The sequence below is a fragment of the Bacillus cereus group sp. BfR-BA-01523 genome, assembly GCF_022662615.1.
Taxonomy (GTDB): Bacteria; Bacillota; Bacilli; order Bacillales; family Bacillaceae_G; genus Bacillus_A; species Bacillus_A mycoides.
The window spans coordinates 76,410-97,442 of record NZ_JAKUDX010000009.1 but is presented as its reverse complement, the minus strand read 5'-3'; the positions used below and the strand labels follow the sequence as shown (position 1 = coordinate 97,442).

Sequence of the window (21,033 nt, the reverse complement as noted above, 5' to 3'; positions counted from 1 at the left end):
GGCTCTTTCTTATCTCTCAGGATTATTACCTGCAGGATTTGGCACAATTCCGTTATACGGCTGTTGCCAAGGTTTCATCGGGCCTGTCCCTCCACCTTTTCTTGATAAGACTATGCAATTACCGTTGATTTTATAGCAATAATTTCCTGATGTCAAATGGTTTTTCTGAATGTTCTAAATTAAATGCGAGGAATTTAATATAAACAACAAAAGAAATATATTCCATATTCATTTGAAAAAGACCTTTTAAAAACTCCGATCAATATATAAAATTAAATAAGTGGTTTAACCGCGTTGGTTTCAAATTTTCATGAGATTTCAATATATTGAATAAGCCAAACCCTCAAAAAGATACTATATATATTCAATTCATTTCACACTAGCATATTTAATCCTTTCTACATGAAAATTTACATAACGGAGGTACAACATGACAAATAAAAAAGACATGCACTATATACTCGTCCTATATGGCATTCTTTTAGGCTCTATAGTAGGAGCTACAGTCTGGTTATTTTTAGTTACAATAAATATCGGAATTCACTTTATTTGGGGATACTTACCTACTATTTTCTCTTCTCCGCCTTATTACACCATTTGTGTAACAATCATCGGTGGTATCCTCGTTGGTTTAACACAAAAATACTTCGGTACATATCCACGTCTTATGCCCGAAGTGATGGCTGAATATAAAAAAACAGGTAGAATCGAATACAGTTTTGTACATAAAGCTACTTTAACTGCGATTATCGTTTTAATATTTGGAGCTAGTTTAGGCCCAGAAGCAGCACTTGTTGGAATTATCGGTGGACTTTGTACATGGGTAGGAGATCGCTTTAATTTTGCTTTAAAGGGAATGAATGAACTAACAGAGGTTGGAATTGGTGCTACTTTAAGTGTAATTTTTAATGCACCATTATTCGGTTACTTAGCTCCGAATGAAAATGAGGGTGAACAAATTAATGAATTTTCGAAAGGAAAAAAAGCAATTGTATATTTAGCTACCACTTTTGCCGGTTTTTCCGTTTACTTATTGCTTAGTAAACTCGATAATCGTGGATCCTTTATTGTTGATTTTGGGGAAGAGTCTCTTGCTCTTAATGAATGGATCGCCTTTCTACCACTTGCTAGCATTGGTGCTATAGTTGGTTTCTTTTATTTCAAATTAGAATTCACATTAGAGAAATTAATCCACCCCTTCAAAGAATACAAGGTATCACTTGGAATTATAGGCGGTATTTTATTAGGAATTACAGGAACTTTTCTTCCTTACACGTTATTCTCAGGAGAACATCAATTAAAAGATTTAGTCGTTGAATGGAGCCATTTATCCTTCTGGGTACTACTTCTTTCAGGAATTTTAAAATTATGTATTACTGCCGTTTGTTTAAATACGGGTTGGCGCGGCGGACATATTTTCCCAATTATATTTGCTGGATCAAGTATCGGATATGCTATAGCTTCTATTATCCCTATAGATCCAATAGCTTCTGTAGCCATCGTCACGACAGCTATTTCAAGCTATGCATTAAGAAAACCAATAGCTATAACATTACTATTACTCATGTTTTTCCCGCTCAATTTATTATTACCGATGCTCGGGGCAGCAGCGATTGGGAATGCATTTCCGCTTCCTAGAAACAATGAAGCTACAAACTAATACATACAGGCAGTAGGGACAAAAGTTCCACTGCCTGTTTTTATCCCGCTATTTGCGAGCAGTAAGACTCCCACCTCAAAATCCGGCAAGTGCGAGGGAGTTGGGTGGGAGATAACTGCCCGTAACTGCCCGATTGGTGAAGGCTAATAATCAGTGGGGGATGGCCAAAATCCACACTGATTAAAGTTTCACTTTATTACACATGCTGCTTTAATAGCGCGTATAACGCTTCAAAACTATGCACTTCATATGTTGGCACAATCTCGCTATTATTTGGTTTCTTTTCTGAATTAAACCAACAAGTATCAATTCCCGCTACATATCCACCTTTAATATCGGCACTTAACGAATCCCCAATAATGAGCCCTTCTTCAAAAGCGAAATTAGGAATCCTTTCAAAAACATAATCAAAATACTCTTCCATCGGCTTTTGGAATCCCGTATCTTCAGAAACAAAAATATCTTTAAACAATGAATGTAATCCTGCATTACGTAAACGTTTATCTTGCGTCTTAGAAATACCGTTTGTCACTATATATAAATCATACTCATTTTGAATTTGATTTATAAATTCAAATGCACCTTGCATGAGTTGGTTTCCTTCTTCTAAGTAGCTACGATAATTATTTTCGAATAATATCCCATCTACTTCTTCCCCGTACTCTTTAAACAAAATCGAAAATCGTGTATTTACGACTTCATCACGGTTTATTTCACCTTCTTCAAAAGCATCCCAAAGGCTTTTATTAATTTTTTTATACTGCGCTTCAACCTCGCTAGTTAAAGGAATCCCTTTCTCTTCAAAGAGCATACGTAACGCCACTTTCTCCGCCTTCTGAAAATCTAACAATGTATCATCTACATCAAATAGCAATGTTTTATATTTTTTCATAAACCCCTCACACTCTCTTTTCTACAAAAACAAATTTACATAAATCGTATCATTCTTCCTTGTAAAAATAATAGGAGATATCTCATACTACAAACAGGGGTGAAAATATGAAAATCAGTAAAAATGAGAAAGAAATTTATCAACACATGCAAATTCATCAATTCCATACTCTTTTTTCCTTTCATGTCTTACCATATGTAGAACTCCATTCTTTTCAAAAGAAAGAGATGATATGTAAGGAGGGAGTCGACCTCCCTTATCTCTATTACTTAATTTCCGGGAAAGCAAAAATATATATGAGCCATAAAAATGGGAAAGTCTCTTTAATTAATTTTATTCAAGCACCTTCATTCATTGGAGAATTAGGATTAATTGGCGTAGAATCTGTTACGAAAGCGGTTGAGGTGATTGAAGATTGTATTTGCTTAGCGCTTCCTCTTAAAGATTGTCAGCATCTTTTATTGCAAGATGCTACCTTTCTACAGAAACTATGCAAATTTATTGGAGAAAAAACAATTATCCGAACAGAAAATTACGCCAAAAACTATAGTTATCCATTTGAAAACCGATTAGCTGCGTTCATTCTATTAACGGAACAAAATAGTTGCTATACCGAAAAACATACTGAGGCCTCAGAATACTTAAACGTCAGTTACCGCCATCTTTTATATGTATTAAACCAGTTTTGCCAGCAAAACTATTTAAAAAAAGAAGGCCGAACATATTATATACAAGATCGAAATCAATTAGAAAAACTTGCTGACGAGCTAAAAATATAAAAAAACAGCATTAACATAAAAGTTAATGCTGTTTTTTCGAGTGACGATTATATTTTTAATTAAAATTTACTTGCTACTTTAGCCGCTTCTTCAAGACCTGCTGCAATGATCTCTTCTGCTTTATCTGGGAATTGGTTATGTCCTTCAATAACTACCGTTTCCATATTTGTTGCGCCGAAGAAGCCCATCATGCTCGCTACATATTTTACAGCCATTTCCATTTCAGCTGCTGGTCCTTCAGAATATACGCCGCCGCGTGCATTTAATAACGCAATCTTCTTATCTCCAATAAGCCCAACTGGACCTTCTGGTGTATATTTAAACGTTTTACCAGCACGGTTTAAATAATCAATATACGTGTGTAATACGGCTGGAATCGTTAAGTTCCATAATGGGAAACCGAAAACTACTTTATCAGCTTCTAGAAATTGATTTAAATACTTATCAGCAACTGCTACCACTTTTGCTTCTTCTTCTGTTAAATCAAATCCTCTACCTGCTTTGAATGTACCATTAATCATATCTACGCCTACATATGGCAATTCTTCTTTATATAAATCAAGTTCTACCACTGTATCATTTGGATGCGCTTCTTTATAGTTTGCTAAAAATGCCTCGTATAATTTCACACTAACTGCTTGTTCCGCTGGGCGGTTGTTTGCTTTTACGAATAAAACTGTTGCCATTGTTTTTCCTCCTACTACTCACTCTTATGTTGTTATATATCACTTACGAAAAAGGGTACTCCCTTATAATTATTGTTGCTTACAAATACATTTTATCTTTATATCAAGACAATTACGTCCTCACATAGACGTATTTTTCCATAAAAAAAGTCCACCTTCTAAAGGCGAACTAGGTCTTACGACTTTTGTCTTATACAATTCCATTTTTCACTGCATATAATGCTGCTTGTGTGCGATCGGATAAATGTAACTTACTCAAAATACTACTCATATGAGCTTTTACCGTTTTTTCTGTAATAACTAAAACAGAAGCAATTTCTTTATTACTCATCCCTTTCGCCAATAACTGCAATACTTCATTTTCTCTCGCTGTTAATACATCCACTTGAACGGAAGGTTCTTCTTCTTTCTCTTCCTGTGGTAATGTTTGAGAAAGAAGGGCATTTGCTATATCTGGATGTAATTGAATATTACCTTTATACGCGCTTCGAATAGCTTCAACAAGCTGATCTGGTTCGATATCTTTTAAAATATAACCGCTCGCCCCAGCTTTTAGTGCCGGCAATACATGAGCTTGATCAGAAAAACTAGTCAATACAATTACTTTCACGTTTGGATATTCTTTTTTAATACAATTTGTTGCCTCAATTCCATCCATCTCAGGCATATATAAATCCATTAATACGACATCTGGACTCGTTTCGCCTACTTTCACTAGCGCCTCTTTCCCATTGTTTGCTTCCCCAACTAATTCAAAATCTTCCTGTGTGCTTAGAAAAAATGCTAATCCTTTTAAAACAACTGTATGATCATCAACTAACAATACTTTTATTTTCACAAACTTCCCTCATTTTCACATCATAATGGTACATTTACTTTTACACTCGTTCGTTTCTTACTACTTACAATTTTAATTGTTCCACCAACTAATTCTACTCTTTCACGCATCGTAGTCATACCGAGTGATTTCTTCTCTTTTATATCCTTTTCTACAAACCCATTTCCTTGATCGACTATTTCTAATGATACATTTTTCTCCGTCACTTTGAAATAAATCGTCGCTTCTCCTACATTCGCATGCTTGCTTACGTTATTTAAAGCTTCTTGTCCAATTCGCCATAGCGCTTCTTCTACTACACGCGGCAAATCACGTACACCTGTAACTTGTTCCCGAATTTTCAGTCCTAAACTTTCACCATATTGCTTTAAAGCTGGTAATAACCCTTTCTCTAATCCAGCCGGACGGAGCTGCCAAATTAATGTCCTCATTTCCTTTAAGGCACCTTGTGCTAATTCACGCATCTCATACAAAGACTGATCTACCTTTTCATTTTGACCCTTTAAGACAGCTTCAGCGCCTTTCGTCATAAATGTTAATGAAAACAACTTTTGTGAAACAGAATCATGTAAATCTCTAGCTAAACGATTACGCTCTTCCATTCGTACAAGTTCGCGGCGTTTTTCATTTAATCTTAAGTTCTCTATCATTAATGAAATATGATTTGCTAACGCTTGTACTACATCTATCGTATTTATATCAAATTCTCCATTATTAGAACTTACACTTAATACTCCAAATATATGATCTTGAATATGTATCGGAATAGCGATAACTGCCCTATTGGGATGCTCTATATTCCCAACCTGACGCTTTGACAAGACAGACTCTTCTTTTTCCAACGCTTCCTGTGCTGCTGCCCTCAAATCATCTTGTAGTTCACCTTTCTTATAAGAAGCTCTCACAGCTAGTTCATTTTCTTCTCTAATAAAGAATACAACTTGCTCCCATAGAAATAAGCTCCCTATTTGCATTACAATCTCTTCTGGTAATGCATTAAATTTATGAATTGTCCTTAAAGCTTGAATAAAGCGTTCTAACTTTACATAATAATGAGCTCTTCTCTTTTCATTTTCATACAGTTTTGTACGCTTTAATGCCGTTCCAATTTGAAAGGCAACTGATTGTAATAGTACTAATTCTTCTTCCGAAAAATGCGTTTTACCTGGGCTAGCTACATTTAACACGCCAAATTCATCTTCTCCCGCTTTTAGCGGTACTGTCGCATGATGTACAATCCCTTCTGTATCTCCCCATTTGTATTCAATCGCATTATTAATTCTCTTACATTCAATAATATTAACTGCTCGCTCTAGTTTTCCTTCCACAAAGCGGTGTAAGCACCAGCAATTCCCCTCACACATCGGTCGTTTATTTTCGAATTTCAATCCCTCTGGTAATTGGTAATCAATTAATTTTGTATATCTACCATTTTCATCCGCAAGGAAAATCCATCCTGTCGTTAAACCAGTTACATTCAACAGCTTTTCCAGCACAGCTTGAAGTACGTGATATGTATCATTTGAGGTATTCAACGTTTCTGCAATCTCTTTTAATATAACTAATTCATTTGTACGATTCTCTTGAAACATAATTCGTCTCCTACATACAAGATTTTAAATAGTACTTAACATAAATCATCTACTTTTCACTTTGTACTTATTCGTAACATTGATATAATGGTGAAAACATAGTTTTCATTATATCACTTGAGGGGGCTTTCATAATGACATTGAATAAGGCACTTACTATCGCTGGTTCTGACACAAGTGGCGGTGCTGGTATACAAGCAGATTTAAAAACATTCCAAGAACTTGGTGTATACGGAATGACATCTCTTACGACAATCGTAACGATGGATCCACATAACGGTTGGGCACATAACGTATTCCCAATCCCAGCTTCTACATTAAAACCACAATTAGAAACGACAATTGAAGGCGTTGGTGTAGATGCTTTAAAAACGGGTATGCTTGGATCAGTAGAAATTATCGAAATGGTTGCGGAAACAATTGAAAAGCACAATTTCGAAAATGTAGTAGTTGATCCTGTTATGGTATGTAAGGGAGCGGATGAAGCGTTACATCCTGAAACAAATGACTGCTTACGTGACGTTCTTGTTCCAAAGGCATTAGTCGTAACGCCAAACTTATTTGAAGCATATCAATTAAGTGGTGTGAAAATTAATTCTCTTGAGGACATGAAAGAAGCGGCAAAAAAAATCCATGCTTTAGGTGCTAAATACGTACTGATTAAAGGTGGTAGCAAACTAGGCACAGAAACTGCTATTGATGTATTATATGACGGAGAAACATTCGATCTTCTAGAATCAGAAAAGATCGATACGACAAATACACACGGTGCAGGTTGTACATATTCTGCTGCAATTACAGCAGAACTTGCAAAAGGAAAAACGGTGAAAGAAGCAGTAAAAACTGCGAAAGAATTCATCACAGCTGCAATTCGTCATTCATTTAAGATTAACGAATATGTAGGACCAACACATCACGGTGCATACCGCAAATTCGTTGCACCGAAAGAACTTGTCTAACATACAGCTTTTTATTCATAAATTTAAAAATAGATTAAAACCCACAGAACATTTATTGTTCTGTGGGTTTTAATTACTTTACAGAAATCTTTTAAAGTACTCCCCGAATTCCTATGATGCTGAACTAACCTTGTTTCTACCATTTCTTTTTGAATAATATAACGCATCATCCGCTGATTGAATAAATTGCTCAGGTGATTTTTTATATTCTGAAAGCCCAACAGAAACTGTAATTTTAATTTTTTCCCCATTTTGCAGTTGAAATGAATGCTTTTCAACTGCTAGTCGAATTTGTTCCCCTATACGAGTTCCAAATGCTACTCTCTTTTTTGGTAACAACAGAGCAAACTCTTCGCCACCTTTTCGAAAGACTAAATTTGGGAATGGTGCATTTTCTAACAAAATACGCCCTAGTTGTTTTAACACTTCATCTCCAGCAGGATGACCGTACGTATCATTTACATACTTAAAGTGATCAATATCGATAAGTAATAAACAGAGTGAGTCATTTTTCATATGCGTGCTACCAATATGACGATTCATCTCGAAATCAAACTGTCTTACATTTCCTAGATTCGTTAATGCATCTATCGTTGCATAATGCTTCATCGTTTGAAATAATTCATTGGATTGCAATACATAACTTGCACTTACAAATGTGAAATATGCCGCTACAATACAACAAACTAAATATAATGCCACTACATATATATCCTTAAATAAAATATAAAGTGGTAGTATTAAAATAGATAAACTATATACATTAAACCATATCCATTTTGTAAATATAGAAATCTTCATCCGCCAAATGAGAGTAACACCAATCCCTATTGCCACGATAGTATAGCAGGCCAATTCAGAGGCTAAAGAATACTCAGTAAAAAATACCCGTGTTATTAAAGTGAACATAACTGTTATACTACTAGCTATCGGGCCACCAATTATAATCGCCAAAACAACCGCTAAATAACGTAAATCCAACATAATATCTTCAATATGTACACCAAAATGCATCAATAATATACTTAATATCCCAGTTAAAATACCGACCAAACATTTCTGCCAAAAAGAGAATCCTTCTTTTAATGGCTTATCTCTTAAAATCTGAGCACCTACAAAGATAAAGGACAGAATGATTGTCATATTTACAAATAGATCTCTAAACATAAAATAATCTCCCTACTTTTTCTTTTCCTTCTATCCCCTTCTATATGTTATTGTATTACGAAATCCCTATAATTCCCAAACTTTTTATTTTATTGTTCCACGTGGAACAGCAAAATAAAAAAGGAGACGAAATTTCGTCTCCTCCATTAACAACATCGTGATATCTTTCCGCCTTTTGCATTAAATCTAGCTTCTTGTGCCTCAGCAAAAAATTGCTTTTGACATAGAATTTTCTCTTCTGGATGATTTATTTTCATGTGATTTACATACGTTTCATAACTTGGAACTCCAACAAGTAAACTAATAAATTGCTTTCTCTTTCCCCATACGTTCCGTAAATTTTTAAGCATAGTTCCTCGACTCACTTTCATCTTTTGGAATATATGGTGCCTCTTTTAACGGCATTGGCTTATTTCTTAATACTTGAATCCAAATTCGAAGTGCAGAAATTAATACAGCAATTACAACTATCATAAAAATTCCACAAAGTGCCGCATCAATATAGTCATTAAAAATAATTTGTTTCATTTGCGCAACATTTTTAGCTGGAGCTAATACCTTACCATCATCTAATGCTCCCTGAAATACTTTCGCATGTGATAGAAATCCTATTTTAGGATTTTCATGAAATAACTTTTGATAACCAGCTGTCATCGTTACAATAAGTAATCCTATAGTCGGAATAAGCGTTACCCAAACGTATGCCTTTTTCCCCATTTTGAATAAAATTGTTGTTCCAAGTAATAATGCAATCCCCGCTAACATTTGATTTGCAATACCGAAAAGTGGCCATAGCGTATTAATTCCACCGAGAGGGTCAACCACCCCTTGATATAAGAAGTACCCCCAGCCTAATACGCATAACGTTGTAGCAACCACATTCGCTATTGTGGAATCTGTTTTCGCAAACGGCTTGTACACATGCCCTAAAATATCTTGAATCATAAATCGTCCTACACGTGTTCCAGCATCAATCGTTGTTAAAATAAATAGTGCTTCAAAAAGAATGGCAAAATGGTACCAAAATGCCATCATCGCCGTTCCACCTATTACTTGTGAAAATATATGTGCCATACCAATTGCTAATGTTGGTGCGCCACCTGTACGTGATAAAATGGTCTGTTCTCCGACGTTAACAGCAATTTCTTTTAATTCATTCGGTGTAATAGCAAATCCCCACGAAGAAATAACTTGAGCCGCTTGTGATACATCTGTTCCGATCAGTGCTGCTGGACTATTAATTGCAAAATAAGTTCCTGGTGTTAATACACAAGCTGCAATCATAGCCATCGCTGCTACAAATGATTCCATTAACATTGCCCCATAACCAATTGGCTGTGCATGACCTTCTTGCTCAATCATTTTCGGCGTCGTACCTGATGAAACGAGAGCGTGGAATCCAGAGACAGCACCGCAAGCTATTGTAATAAATAAGAACGGAAATAAATTCCCGGAGAAGACAGGGCCTGTTCCATCAATAAACTTAGATACTGCCGGCATCTTCAAATCTGGAGCTACAATTAAAATACCAATTGCTAATCCAAGTATCGTTCCTATTTTTAAAAATGTACTTAAATAATCACGTGGTGCAAGGAGCATCCAAACTGGTAATGCCGATGCAATGAATCCATATACGATAAGCATAATAGCAATTGTTTCACCACTAAAAGTAAACATACTTGCAAGTGTTGGATTTTCTGCTACATACTGTCCACCAATAAGCGATAGGACTAGTAGAACAATACCGATTACTGATCCTTCCCCTACTCGCCCTGGTCTAATGTAACGCATGTAAACTCCCATTAAAATAGCAATTGGAATTGTTGCTGCGATTGTAAACATTCCCCATGGGCTTCCAACAAGTGCCTTAACAACTACTAAAGCTAATACTGCTAATAAAATTATCATAATACCTAAAATACCAATCATCGCAATTAATCCTGTAACAGGACCAATTTCATCTTTAATCATTTCTCCTAATGATTTACCATTACGTCTCATTGAAGCAAATAAAATTACAAAATCTTGTACAGCTCCGGCAATAACTACCCCAACAATAATCCAAATAGTCCCAGGTAAATATCCCATCTGCGCCGCCAAAATTGGTCCTACTAAAGGACCTGCCCCTGCAATCGCAGCGAAGTGATGTCCGAATAAAACCCATTTATTTGTTGGAACATAATCCTTCCCATCATTTAACGTATGAGCAGGCGTTTGCCTATTATTATCTAGGCCAAAAACTTTCCTTGCTATAAATCTACTATAAAAGCGATAAGCAATCGCATACACTGATACAGCAGCAACTAATAGCCATACAGCATTAATTGTCTCACCTTGTGATAAAGCTATTACACCAAAAGCAGATGCTCCTACCGCTGCAATAACTCCCCAAAGTAAAATTGATTTCAATGTTTTCACGTACAATCCCCCCATTACTACTTCTTAGAGGAGATTGTACTAAATTTTCTGAATATTTAATTTGAATCCTCCTTATCATGAAGGATTTCTAGGCTATTATGTTAAAATTCTCTCATTACTTGTCATAGCTCAATTTTATTTCGAAGCCGTTTTACATAATTACGGCTTACTGGAATCGGTTGCTCATCGTACCTGTCTAAATGCAAATTATACGTGCCATTATAATAAGGTTTAAGTTCTTGTACATATGACATATTAATTAAATAGCTTTTATGTACACGTAAAAAATCATATGCATTTAGTTTATTTTCTAATTCCTGGAGTGTGTATGTTGAAATATACTGATTATTCGTTGTATAAATTGAAACGGTTTTGTTTTCCTTATTTTTACTAATATATACAATATCCTCCGGGAGAATATATCTAATCCCCTCATGGCCTTCTATCGGCAGTTTACGCAGATGACTCTTTGCTTTCTCACCTTGTTCTTTTCCCATTTTATATAAAATGAATTGTAAATCTTCTTCACGAAATGGTCGTAATAAATAATAAAACGCTTGGAAACGAAAAGCTGTAATTGCCTCTTCTATATCCTCACCAATAAAAATAAATTTCGTATAACAATTCACTTCTCGTAACAAACTCGAATATTCAAAACCAGTACCATCCATTAATTGCGAATTTAAAAAAACAAAATCAGGTGTATGTTTTTTCATTATTAGCAAAGATTCTGTTCCAGTTTTCGCTTCAAAACATTCTACATTTCGAATGTTTTCAGTAAAGTTCTCAACTAATTTTCTTCGCTCTTCTGTTTCTTCCATGATAAGTAAGATTTTCATTTATCCAGCCACCTAATTCCTTTGTCCATATGTCTTGTTGTATACATTCGCTTTAGTAAGAAACATTCCCTTTTTCTTACTATACCATTATTTATCTAAAAAAACAGAAAAAAGGAAACCACTTTGGTTCCCCTTTTCTTTTATCCCGATTGGTGCGGGCTAATAATCAGTGGTTGATGGACAAAACACCACTGATTAAGGTTTCTCTTTATACTAATTCCCTCTGTTTCGTTTCTTGACCAAGTATAACTACAGCAAGTGCCCCAATTAAAATTGATCCACAGAAAATCGTAAATATTAGCGATAGTGAAGCTTGTGAAGCAACTAAATACCCTACTAATAGTGGTCCAAGAATACCACCAATACGCCCAAATGCAGCTGCCATTCCTGCACCTGTACCGCGAATAGTTGTTGGATACTGTTCCGGTGTATAAGCGTATAATGCACCCCAAGCACCTAAATTAAAGAAGGATAGTAACATACCCGCCACTATTAATGCTGTTAATGAATCCGCAATTCCGAACACATAAGCACTACATGCTGTACCAATTAAATACGTAACCAATACAAATTTACGACCAAGACGTTCAATAAACCATGCAGCTGTGAAATATCCTGGAAGTTGAGCTAAAGTCATAATGAGTACGTACTGAAAACTTTTTATTAAACTAAAGCCTTTCAGTACCATTACACTAGGTAACCAAAGGAACATTCCATAATAGGAAAAGACCACACAAAACCATAGAATCCATAACATAATTGTTGCTTTACGATATTCTCCAGACCAAACCGATTTTATATTTTCAATAACAGATGGCCTTTTTGCAACCTTTTGGAACCTTGGAGAATCGGGTAAATTCCATCTTAAATATAAAGCATATAACGCTGGAACTGCACTTATTACCATAGCAACTTCCCAACCGTATTTAGGAATAACAAAATATGAGATAAGAGCTGCGATTAACCAACCACCAGCCCAAAAGCTTTCTAATAGTACAACTATTTTTCCACGTTCGTGCGCTTCAACACTTTCTGATACAAGAGTAGATGCAACTGGAAGTTCCCCGCCAAGTCCCATACCAATTAAAAAGCGTAAAACGAGGAACATCGCGAATGTCGTCGTTAAAGCAGTTAAACCACTACCGATGGAAAATAGTAATAATGTAATAATAAAGACTGATTTCCGTCCTATTTTATCTGATAGTATCCCAAAAAGGAGCGCTCCTACTGCCATACCAATTGAATTAACGCTACCTATCCAACCCATTTCTTGAGTACTTAATCCCCAATCTTTTTGGAGTGCTACGATTACAAATGAAAGCATTCCAACATCCATTGCATCAAATAGCCAGCCAAGCCCTGCTATACCAAGTAGCTTTCGCTTCGAAATTTCTTTTACCTTGCTCACAAGAAGTCCTCCTTACACAGCTGTCTTTACACATCATTTTACATGTGTGTATTGCATAAGTAAAATACTTTCTTATAAAAATTTCTCCTTCATCATTCCCAAAAAGTAAAATGTTTATCAAAAATAAACAAATAAAAAAAGTAGCGATGTTCCGCTACTTTTTTGAACGCATTACTTCTTTTAAAAATTCAGCTAATACTAACTGACGACGCCAACGTGTTGGATTACTACATAATCTGTAAAACCACTCTAAATGAATAGATTGAATCCATTTTGGCGCACGCTTTACCTCTCCAGCCCACACATCTAAACTACCGCCTACTCCAACAGCCATTTTCGTTTCTAAACGATGCTTATTGTTTTGGATAAAGTTTTCTTGTCTTGGAAAGCCAAGTGCAACAAGTAATAGATCTGGTTTTGCCTCTTGAATACGTGAAACAATATTCTCTTCTTCTTCTTGTTTAAAATATCCATCTTGTATCCCCACGATAGATGCAGCCGAATATGTCTTCGTTAAATGATCAGCCGCGGCTTGTACAACATGTGGTTTTGCACCTAATAAGAAAACAGATACTGGTTTATTCTCTTCTGATAACTTCGCAAATAAATTACACATTAAATCAAAACCTGCTACACGTTCTTTTACAGGTGTACCAAGCATACCACTTGCTTTTACAACCCCAATACCATCAGGTGTAATTAAATCGGTATTTAGTAATGTTTTATGGAACTCTTCATCCTTTTTTGCACACATAACAATTTCAGGATTTGCTGTTACTACCTGAAAAGTATGAGTTTGCTCCAATTCTAGTTGTTCCTTTAAATATTGGACCGTTTCATCCATTGTCATTGTAGAGAAAGGAACACCTAGAATATCAACCGTTTGTACTGCCATATTTAACTATCCTCTCTATCATTAAAGGTTTTTCGCTATTAATTGCTTATATGTTTCTTTCGTATCTTCATATAATTTTTGAAGTGAGAAGTTCATAGTAGCATGCTCATAAATATGCTTGCCCATTACTGATAACTCTCCAGTTTTCCACTTATCATACGCCTCTTCTAATGCCGATGCCAATGCTTTTCCATCACCAGTTGGTACAATCCACCCATAAGTTTCATCTGCAATTAACGGTTCGATTTCTCCAGCTCTAGTCACAATTGATGGTACACGTTGATTTGCCGCTTCTAATAAAACTAATGGAAATCCTTCGCTATGGGAAGTTAACAAATTGACATGTGATGAAGCAAATAATTGTTTCACATCTTGACGATGCCCTAAAAATTCAACTTTATCATTAATCCCTTTTTCAGTAGCTAACGCCTTTAGTTCTCTTTCTAACGGCCCGTCACCAACTAATAACACTTTAATTTTCTCCAATTTTGTTTGTTGTAACGCATCGAATAAAACTTCATGTCCTTTAACAGGATGCAAACGCGCTACTTGGATTGCCGTAAACACATCTTCATCAATATTAAACATTTCCTTTTTATTATAGCCATCCGCTTTTTCCTGATCATATTCAATCCCGTTATAGATAACATGCATCTTTTCATTTGAAATACCTAATGCGGCTAAGCTTTTTTTCAACCTATTCGTTACAACAAAAAATAAATCTATATTTTTTAAAGCTTTCAAATTTAATTTAGTAAAAATCCAGCCTTTTAAGCCTTGTTTAGTAAAGTCTTGAAATGGATCACTATGAATTGTCGTAACCCATTTTGCCGCGAATTTCTTCTTCATTAGAGAAACAAAGAAATTCGCCCTAGGACCGTGTGTATGAACTACATCAAATTTTTCTTTATTAATGAATTCACTTATGTTCTTTAAAATGGATAAATCATAGCGAGATTTTTGTGAAAACACATGAACTTTTATTCCTAGCTCTCTTGCTTCTTTCGCAACAATTCCATCTTCAAATACTGCTAATTCTACTTCACCATCCGGAAACTGATCGAGCAGTGAAATAATATGTGTTTTTCCTCCACCATCTTCTGCTCCTGCATTCATATGCAATATCCTCATATTTTTTCCTCCTTTAAATCCTCGCTACATTTCCATCTATCTTTATTTTACTGTACTAAAAAATAAAAGCTAACAAAAGTTAGCTTTTATTTTTATCATTCAATTTCTAAATCTACAATTAGACAAGCTAACACCACTACAAAGTAAATCCCGACTCCTGGTGCTGTCAAAATATGCCCTGCAATATACGCAATACCTAGTGCTAATACTAAGCTTGCTGAAATCATTCCATATTTCACATTGAATATTTCCTTAAATCTTGTAACAAATGCTAGTAGGATTCTTAGGCCATAATAAATAAGTGGAAGCATCAGTAACGCAAAACCAATAATCCCAAAATCATAAAACCAATCATGAAAGTCCATTTCAATTAACTTTGGATCTGGCTGCTTTTGCTCATTATATTTAAAGTTACCTGCATAACCCATTCCGAATAATTTTTGTGACATTGGTGCTTCATTAAAGGACTGCTTATGCCTTTCTTCATATACTTGACGTCCACTGAAAATAAGATTCTCTTGATTTTCTTTCTTTTGCTCTTTCTCAAGCTCTTTCTTAACTTCTTCTTCTTCTATCTTTGCTTTCTCTTCTGGCTTTTCAGCCTTATGTTGCTTTTCTTCTTTTTCTTTAACTTCTTGTTCTTTTTTTATTTTATCTTTAATTTCTTTTTCTTTTTGCCCTTGTTGTGCTACGTTTTGTTCTGCTAAATAGTTAGTATGAATACCCATATTTTGTGCTAATGGTGTCTTTTTAAACGTTCCAGCAACACCAGCTAATAGGACAATAGCGATTAATCCATTAAGTACAAGAGACCTTTTGTTTGGATTTCTTCTATCAAATAATAATTGTAGTACGATAATCCCGATTGCTGCTGCTAACGTAGCACCAATTGAGCCCATCCCTACTTTCGTACCAACTTGAATTAACGAGTAAATCATTAAAAGCGATGGAATCCAATATAAAACGTTTTTCACGCTCTTTGTTTTTTGAATAGAATATAGTACCACGATAGGGAAAATAATAGCTAAGATTGACCCTAGTTCATTACCTGCATAGAACCATCCTCGGGAACCAACTTTCATCCATTCATAACTACCGAAATCTGTACCTGTCGTAATAGAAATAACCATAACAGCACTAATAATTAATGTTGAATACATAATGTTATTTCTAACTTTATCGCTAATATTTACTGTTTTCTTTAGTGATTTTAAAGCTAAAATGTATGAACCAAGCATAATATATATATACAATGCTTTTCCAATGAATTTAACTTCTTCTGCGAGTACAATAGGACTCTTGATTAACTTGTTATTAATAAACCCTATTCCTAATGCAACTCCTAGTAATACAAGATAAATCAAAAACTTCCTATTTTCTCTTTCTTTTGCCTGAATTAAAATATAGATACCGCCCATTGCCATAATGAGGAATCTCACCATAATTCCAACTGTCGCATTTACTTTTAATAACTCAATGCTAAGAGACGTTAATAAATCTAAAACAGGCTGTAAAATAATAAAAAAGAGCAAAAAATGCTCAAATCTAACCCTAGCTTGATTTGCTAACATTCCAAGACCTCCATACAAAATCTTCACATTATCTTTTAATCATAGTTTTCTACTGTTTAAACACACCTAGCAATTATAACATAACTCATATTTAAATTGAGAACTATTTTTCATGCCGAAACTAGTCAAGTCCAGCATTATTAGTAACCGAAAACATTGACCTTTAGCTATCCTTCCCTATCCCTATAAAAACTATCTAACACATATGCACTTATTTTCGACCGTACAGAAATATTTTTTTATCATTTTATACAAATGTACAAAGCGGACTTATCTTATTGTACCATCCCTCCAACTAAGCTACATCAAAAAACTATACTATTAATCTTTCCACACTTTCTCGCTTTACTTTATTGCTACTTATCAAGCATTTTCAAACGCTTTCTTTAGCTATTTCATCCATTTTTCTACATGTAGCGAAAAGTAATTGTTATTTCCAAAACTTTAGTGTATATTTTTTCTCTGGAACATCTTTAAGAGGAAGGAATTAAAGCCATGTTATTAATCGATATATTTACGTTTCTTGGCATTATCGCCGCTGCCATTTCTGGTACATTAGTTGGTTTAAAAAAAGATCTAGATTTATTTGGTGTCCTTTGTTTAGCTGTAGCTACTGCGCTCGGCGGCGGTATTATTCGTGATATTATGATTGGTAACCTGCCTCCTGTCGCATTTGTAAAACCAATTTACTTTTTTGTAAGTGTACTATCAGCATTATTCACATGTATGTTTTTTGAGCGCATTAATAAACTTCAAGTCGTTATTATGCTTTCTGATGCTGTTGGTTTAGGGGTATTTACAGCTATTGGTGCAAATGCAGCAATGTCACATCACGTTGACGCCTCGTTTTTAGTCGTTTCAATGGGAGTTATTACAGGTATTGGGGGCGGTATTTTACGTGACATTTGCGCTCAAGATATCCCGTATGTATTCCGAAAAGAGATATATGCAATTGCTTCTATTCTAGGAGCAGTTAGTTTCTTAATTACACATGCAATGGGGGCACACATATTAGCTTTCTATGTCTGTTTATTAGTAACATTCATTATTCGTGTAGTCACCGTAATATATAATGTACATTTCCCAGTTTTCTTTAAAACACATGCAAAAATTAATAAAGGCCATTAAGAGAATTCTACATAGAATTCTCTTAATTTATATACAATTCCATATACTATAGAGTAATGGTATATAAAAATATATAATTACATTAGAATAAAAAATGAAAACGTTTTATAAACAGGGGGAAGAATGATGCTTGGGGTTTTTAAAAAAAATAAAACAAACACCAGTATAATTGAATTAAGCAAAGGCCAACAAATCATATGTAACGTGCCTGCTAATTCTGAACTAAAAACTCAAATGGATATGCTACATATTTCAAAGGAAGATTTACAAATTGTTAAAGTATTACAGCCATTTATTTATGAGGAAATAGATTGGATAACAGAAAAATTCTACACCAACATCACAAAACAACCTAATTTAATTGCTGTTATTGAACGCTACAGCTCTATTCCCAAATTAAAACAAACTTTAAAGACACATATTAAAGAATTGTTCAGCGGGAATATGAATGAAGATTTTATTGAACAACGTGTTAAAATTGCAAAAAGGCACGTACAAATTGGTTTACATAGAAAATGGTATACCGCTGCTTATCAAGAATTATTCCGCTCCGTCATAAAGATTTTGCAAACGAAAATTTCAACGATAGACGATTTTTCTTATTCTATAAACGTAATAAATAAATTATTCACATTAGAACAAGAACTTGTTATTGCAGCTTATGAATCCGAATATGAAAGAATCCAAAAAGAACATGAAAAAGAAAAAGAACTGACAACTATGACGATTACACATATTGCAACAGAACTAGCCGCAGTATCTGAAAAAACAAGTTCTTCTATTCAACAGTTAACATCTAAATCAGAAAGTATCGTAGGAATTGCAAAAACAGGTACATCATTAGCTACGACATCAGAAGAAAAGGCCAACAAAGGAAAAGAACAATTAAATCTGCAAAACAAACGGATGGAAAGCATTCAAACGAATATGGAAACTATTATTACTGATACCCGTGAACTTCTTGATATTTCTAACAAAATTAATGAAATCATTGATATTGTAAAATCAATCGCCGAGCAAACAAATTTACTAGCATTAAATGCCGCTATTGAATCTGCACGTGCTGGCGAATTCGGTAAAGGTTTTTCAGTCGTAGCGGGAGAAATCCGAAAATTATCAGAGCAAACGAAAGAATCCATTTTCAACGTTACAAAACTCGTTGAAAAAACGAATGAACAAATTATACACGTCTCTTCTTCCGTGGAACAAATAAGCTCTCTCGTATCTGAAGGGACAGATAGTATGCATGCGACAGATCAATATTTCCAAGAAATCGTAAAAGATATGTCTAACTCTAAAGAACAAAACAAAAAAATTGAAAATGAATTAGAAACTATTTCACAAGTAATGAAGAGTATTCAAGACGATTCCTCGAAAATGGCCTTAACAGCGGATAATTTACAACTAGAACTAAACCGATAGGCAAATCGATACAAAGTGGAGATTCTTCATCTCCACTTTGTATTCATCCTTATCATCCATCTACAAAAAAAGAACCCAAAATGGGTTCTTTTATTTTCTGAAAAAGATTTTTTGGCAATAAAAACAACTCATATAAACACCAAAGCTTTGTAAAATAAACAAAGCTGGCATAATAATATTATAATATGCCATATCAACTCGAAAGAGCCTTAACGATACATATCCGGTAATTAATAATACAAACAACATATATCCTTCATTTTGCTGTTTCTTAATTAGAAAATGTAATAAAGCTATGGCCATAAATAATGTCACCACTATATATATAAGCTTTTCACATTTAAAAATGATAGAATTTATTCCCTCATCTGAAAACTGGTTAATAACTGGTTTTAACAGTTTAAATCTTTCTACTTCCATTTCTTTTAACTCTTGATCAATGTGTTCTTTTACACTTTGATTTTTGGATGTTTTTTCTTCATTTTGACCTTTTCCAATTAAAACGGATTGAACATAAGTCTGATTAGAAATTGTATACTGTGACATTCCCATCATCTTGATACCATAGCTCACACCAAAATGAGTACTATAAAACAGAATAAGTATTCCTATCATTTTTAATAGTAATTTTTGTTTCGCCCTTGATTGAAATAATTCAATTAGCAGCACATATACAGCTATAAAAATAGGTAAAAATAACCCCATCGGGAAAATTATATTGCTGAGCGCAAATAAAACGGCTGAAATTACCCACATATAAGGATGATCTAATCCTTTATATAAAAGTATGTAACAAGCACAATAAAATAAAAATATTGCGAGTGATTCTGCCGTTAATACAGAACTCATAAATATATTTGGAATATATAAAGCGTAAAACATTGACGCAATACGACCACACTCTTCCCCAAAGACCATTGAAGCAATGCGATAAATGAAAAATGCAGTTCCTGTACAAAATAAAATATTAAATAGTTGTAAAGCGAATACCGTATCACCAAATATACGGATGATGATCGATTCATAAATAATAAAAGGTAACTGTGCTACATTCTCTATATTATTACCAATTGCAATCTGCTTTGCAGACTCATACATAGCTTTCATATCACCTATCATTGGACCATCTACAAATAGAACTGTGATAAGTCTTACAACTATAGATATGCTTATAAGAAAAATAAGAAATTGCTTATCTGTAAAACGATATTGCAAAATCGACGCTACTAACAAAATAAGAATAACAAAAATCACTAATACGATTGTTATACTTGTTGTACTTCCCCCAAAAAATTGCTTACTTGTTTCAAAAGCCGACCAACAACTATAAACAAAAAATGCGAGCATCGCACCAATCGTTATTTTACTGAAGAAGGACGAAAAATTTGTTCTTATATGATTCATATGTCCATTGCACCTCTACTTCCATTCATAACAAAACGATTCTATCATGAATAGGCACAAGGTTAATAGGGAATTTCTATGACAAATACATAGTCATTACTTTTTCACTTGCAATGTAAGCGAATCCTCTTTTAAACTACATTTTATATACGATAAATTTTCTTTCAGTTACATGAATACAAATACAGAAATTTCAATAAAGTGAAACTTTAATCCGCGGGGGTTTTTTTCATCTTCCACTGAC

General features: G+C 34.4%; 18 protein-coding genes, 1 pseudogene and 1 riboswitch. Of the genes and pseudogenes, 6 read left to right on the top strand and 13 right to left on the bottom strand.

Features of this window, described 5'->3' with window-relative positions:
* Positions 1-6: 6 nt before the first annotated feature.
* Positions 7-111: riboswitch (SAM riboswitch) on the bottom strand.
* A gap of 319 nt (positions 112-430) precedes the next feature.
* On the top strand, positions 431-1,660 hold the full coding sequence (locus tag MR066_RS20635) for a chloride channel protein (RefSeq protein WP_242248377.1): 1,230 nt from the start codon (positions 431-433) through the stop codon (positions 1,658-1,660).
* 196 nt (positions 1,661-1,856) lie between these two features.
* Here the strand turns inward: MR066_RS20635 and MR066_RS20630 are convergent, their stop codons facing one another.
* Entirely contained in the window at positions 1,857-2,552 is a 696-nt protein-coding gene (locus tag MR066_RS20630; protein ID WP_044438384.1) for a YjjG family noncanonical pyrimidine nucleotidase, read from the bottom strand.
* Positions 2,553-2,659: 107 nt separating this feature from the next.
* Between MR066_RS20630 and MR066_RS20625 the strand changes: the two genes are divergently transcribed.
* Complete coding sequence (locus MR066_RS20625; protein WP_061673833.1) at positions 2,660-3,331, top strand: transcriptional regulator YeiL; 672 nt, start codon at positions 2,660-2,662, stop codon at positions 3,329-3,331.
* Between the two features lie 59 nt (positions 3,332-3,390).
* Here the strand turns inward: MR066_RS20625 and MR066_RS20620 are convergent, their stop codons facing one another.
* The 3 genes from MR066_RS20620 to MR066_RS20610 all read right to left on the bottom strand — a co-directional run bounded on the left by MR066_RS20620 (position 3,391) and on the right by MR066_RS20610 (position 6,447).
* On the bottom strand, positions 3,391-4,017 hold the full coding sequence (locus tag MR066_RS20620) for an FMN-dependent NADH-azoreductase (protein ID WP_002167303.1): 627 nt from the start codon (positions 4,015-4,017) through the stop codon (positions 3,391-3,393).
* A gap of 190 nt (positions 4,018-4,207) precedes the next feature.
* Complete coding sequence (locus MR066_RS20615) at positions 4,208-4,855, bottom strand: response regulator (RefSeq protein ID WP_242248375.1); 648 nt, start codon at positions 4,853-4,855, stop codon at positions 4,208-4,210.
* A 20-nt stretch (positions 4,856-4,875) separates the two neighbouring features.
* On the bottom strand, positions 4,876-6,447 hold the full coding sequence (locus MR066_RS20610; protein WP_242248374.1) for a GAF domain-containing sensor histidine kinase: 1,572 nt from the start codon (positions 6,445-6,447) through the stop codon (positions 4,876-4,878).
* Positions 6,448-6,581: 134 nt separating this feature from the next.
* On the opposite strand from MR066_RS20610, the gene pdxK reads away from it, so the two are divergent.
* Positions 6,582-7,406 carry a pyridoxine/pyridoxal/pyridoxamine kinase gene (gene pdxK / locus MR066_RS20605; protein ID WP_002016397.1) on the top strand — a complete coding sequence of 275 codons (825 nt, stop codon included), beginning with the start codon at positions 6,582-6,584 and terminating at the stop codon, positions 7,404-7,406.
* Positions 7,407-7,517: 111 nt separating this feature from the next.
* Here the strand turns inward: pdxK and MR066_RS20600 are convergent, their stop codons facing one another.
* The 8 genes from MR066_RS20600 to MR066_RS20565 form a co-directional block, all read right to left on the bottom strand.
* On the bottom strand, positions 7,518-8,573 hold the full coding sequence (locus MR066_RS20600) for a GGDEF domain-containing protein (protein ID WP_242248372.1): 1,056 nt from the start codon (positions 8,571-8,573) through the stop codon (positions 7,518-7,520).
* A 146-nt stretch (positions 8,574-8,719) separates the two neighbouring features.
* Positions 8,720-8,923, bottom strand: a complete 204-nt coding sequence (locus MR066_RS20595; RefSeq protein WP_002130134.1) for a YbdD/YjiX family protein — start codon at positions 8,921-8,923, stop codon at positions 8,720-8,722.
* Entirely contained in the window at positions 8,916-10,991 is a 2,076-nt protein-coding gene (gene cstA / locus MR066_RS20590; RefSeq protein ID WP_242248370.1) for a carbon starvation CstA family protein, read from the bottom strand. Before cstA ends, MR066_RS20595 begins: the two co-directional genes overlap by 8 nt.
* Positions 10,992-11,113: 122 nt before the next feature.
* A complete protein-coding gene (locus MR066_RS20585) occupies positions 11,114-11,830 on the bottom strand; it encodes a LytR/AlgR family response regulator transcription factor (protein WP_002089871.1) in 717 nt (238 codons plus the stop codon).
* 208 nt (positions 11,831-12,038) lie between these two features.
* The gene (locus MR066_RS20580) at positions 12,039-13,238 is read right to left on the bottom strand and encodes an MFS transporter (protein WP_002138953.1); all 1,200 of its coding nucleotides are present in this window, start codon (positions 13,236-13,238) and stop codon (positions 12,039-12,041) included.
* Between the two features lie 154 nt (positions 13,239-13,392).
* Positions 13,393-14,133: a WecB/TagA/CpsF family glycosyltransferase gene (locus MR066_RS20575; protein WP_002016406.1), complete on the bottom strand. Its 741-nt coding sequence runs from the start codon at positions 14,131-14,133 to the stop codon at positions 13,393-13,395.
* Between the two features lie 21 nt (positions 14,134-14,154).
* On the bottom strand, positions 14,155-15,264 hold the full coding sequence (locus tag MR066_RS20570; RefSeq protein WP_002089874.1) for a glycosyltransferase family 4 protein: 1,110 nt from the start codon (positions 15,262-15,264) through the stop codon (positions 14,155-14,157).
* Positions 15,265-15,359: 95 nt separating this feature from the next.
* Positions 15,360-16,835, bottom strand: a complete 1,476-nt coding sequence (locus MR066_RS20565) for an O-antigen ligase family protein (RefSeq protein WP_242248368.1) — start codon at positions 16,833-16,835, stop codon at positions 15,360-15,362.
* 495 nt (positions 16,836-17,330) lie between these two features.
* Between MR066_RS20565 and MR066_RS20560 the strand changes: the two genes are divergently transcribed.
* The 3 genes and pseudogenes from MR066_RS20560 (at position 17,331) to MR066_RS27420 (ending at position 19,385) form a co-directional block, all read left to right on the top strand.
* Positions 17,331-17,963: a trimeric intracellular cation channel family protein gene (locus MR066_RS20560; protein ID WP_113770257.1), complete on the top strand. Its 633-nt coding sequence runs from the start codon at positions 17,331-17,333 to the stop codon at positions 17,961-17,963.
* A gap of 123 nt (positions 17,964-18,086) precedes the next feature.
* Positions 18,087-18,584: pseudogene (locus MR066_RS27425) on the top strand (protoglobin family protein); the annotation flags it as partial.
* Positions 18,585-18,683: 99 nt separating this feature from the next.
* A complete protein-coding gene (locus MR066_RS27420; RefSeq protein ID WP_373261135.1) occupies positions 18,684-19,385 on the top strand; it encodes a methyl-accepting chemotaxis protein in 702 nt (233 codons plus the stop codon).
* A gap of 90 nt (positions 19,386-19,475) precedes the next feature.
* Here the strand turns inward: MR066_RS27420 and MR066_RS20550 are convergent, their stop codons facing one another.
* Positions 19,476-20,789, bottom strand: a complete 1,314-nt coding sequence (locus MR066_RS20550) for an ArnT family glycosyltransferase (protein WP_242248364.1) — start codon at positions 20,787-20,789, stop codon at positions 19,476-19,478.
* Positions 20,790-21,033: the final 244 nt, after the last annotated feature.

What these genes read in the sequence shown, in the direction of transcription:
- MR066_RS20585 (WP_002089871.1), bottom strand. Translation starts at nt 11,830, where the DNA reads ATGAAAATCTTACTTATCATGGAAGAAACAGAAGAGCGAAGAAAATTA.
- MR066_RS27420 (WP_373261135.1), top strand. Translation starts at nt 18,684, where the DNA reads ATGACGATTACACATATTGCAACAGAACTAGCCGCAGTATCTGAAAAA.
- MR066_RS20630 (WP_044438384.1), bottom strand. Translation starts at nt 2,552, where the DNA reads ATGAAAAAATATAAAACATTGCTATTTGATGTAGATGATACATTGTTA.
- MR066_RS20625 (WP_061673833.1), top strand. Translation starts at nt 2,660, where the DNA reads ATGAAAATCAGTAAAAATGAGAAAGAAATTTATCAACACATGCAAATT.
- MR066_RS20595 (WP_002130134.1), bottom strand. Translation starts at nt 8,923, where the DNA reads ATGCTTAAAAATTTACGGAACGTATGGGGAAAGAGAAAGCAATTTATT.
- MR066_RS20620 (WP_002167303.1), bottom strand. Translation starts at nt 4,017, where the DNA reads ATGGCAACAGTTTTATTCGTAAAAGCAAACAACCGCCCAGCGGAACAA.
- MR066_RS20635 (WP_242248377.1), top strand. Translation starts at nt 431, where the DNA reads ATGACAAATAAAAAAGACATGCACTATATACTCGTCCTATATGGCATT.
- MR066_RS20600 (WP_242248372.1), bottom strand. Translation starts at nt 8,573, where the DNA reads ATGTTTAGAGATCTATTTGTAAATATGACAATCATTCTGTCCTTTATC.
- MR066_RS20560 (WP_113770257.1), top strand. Translation starts at nt 17,331, where the DNA reads ATGTTATTAATCGATATATTTACGTTTCTTGGCATTATCGCCGCTGCC.
- MR066_RS20550 (WP_242248364.1), bottom strand. Translation starts at nt 20,789, where the DNA reads ATGAATCATATAAGAACAAATTTTTCGTCCTTCTTCAGTAAAATAACG.
- MR066_RS20570 (WP_002089874.1), bottom strand. Translation starts at nt 15,264, where the DNA reads ATGAGGATATTGCATATGAATGCAGGAGCAGAAGATGGTGGAGGAAAA.
- MR066_RS20610 (WP_242248374.1), bottom strand. Translation starts at nt 6,447, where the DNA reads ATGTTTCAAGAGAATCGTACAAATGAATTAGTTATATTAAAAGAGATT.
- pdxK (WP_002016397.1), top strand. Translation starts at nt 6,582, where the DNA reads ATGACATTGAATAAGGCACTTACTATCGCTGGTTCTGACACAAGTGGC.
- MR066_RS20565 (WP_242248368.1), bottom strand. Translation starts at nt 16,835, where the DNA reads ATGTTAGCAAATCAAGCTAGGGTTAGATTTGAGCATTTTTTGCTCTTT.
- MR066_RS20575 (WP_002016406.1), bottom strand. Translation starts at nt 14,133, where the DNA reads ATGGCAGTACAAACGGTTGATATTCTAGGTGTTCCTTTCTCTACAATG.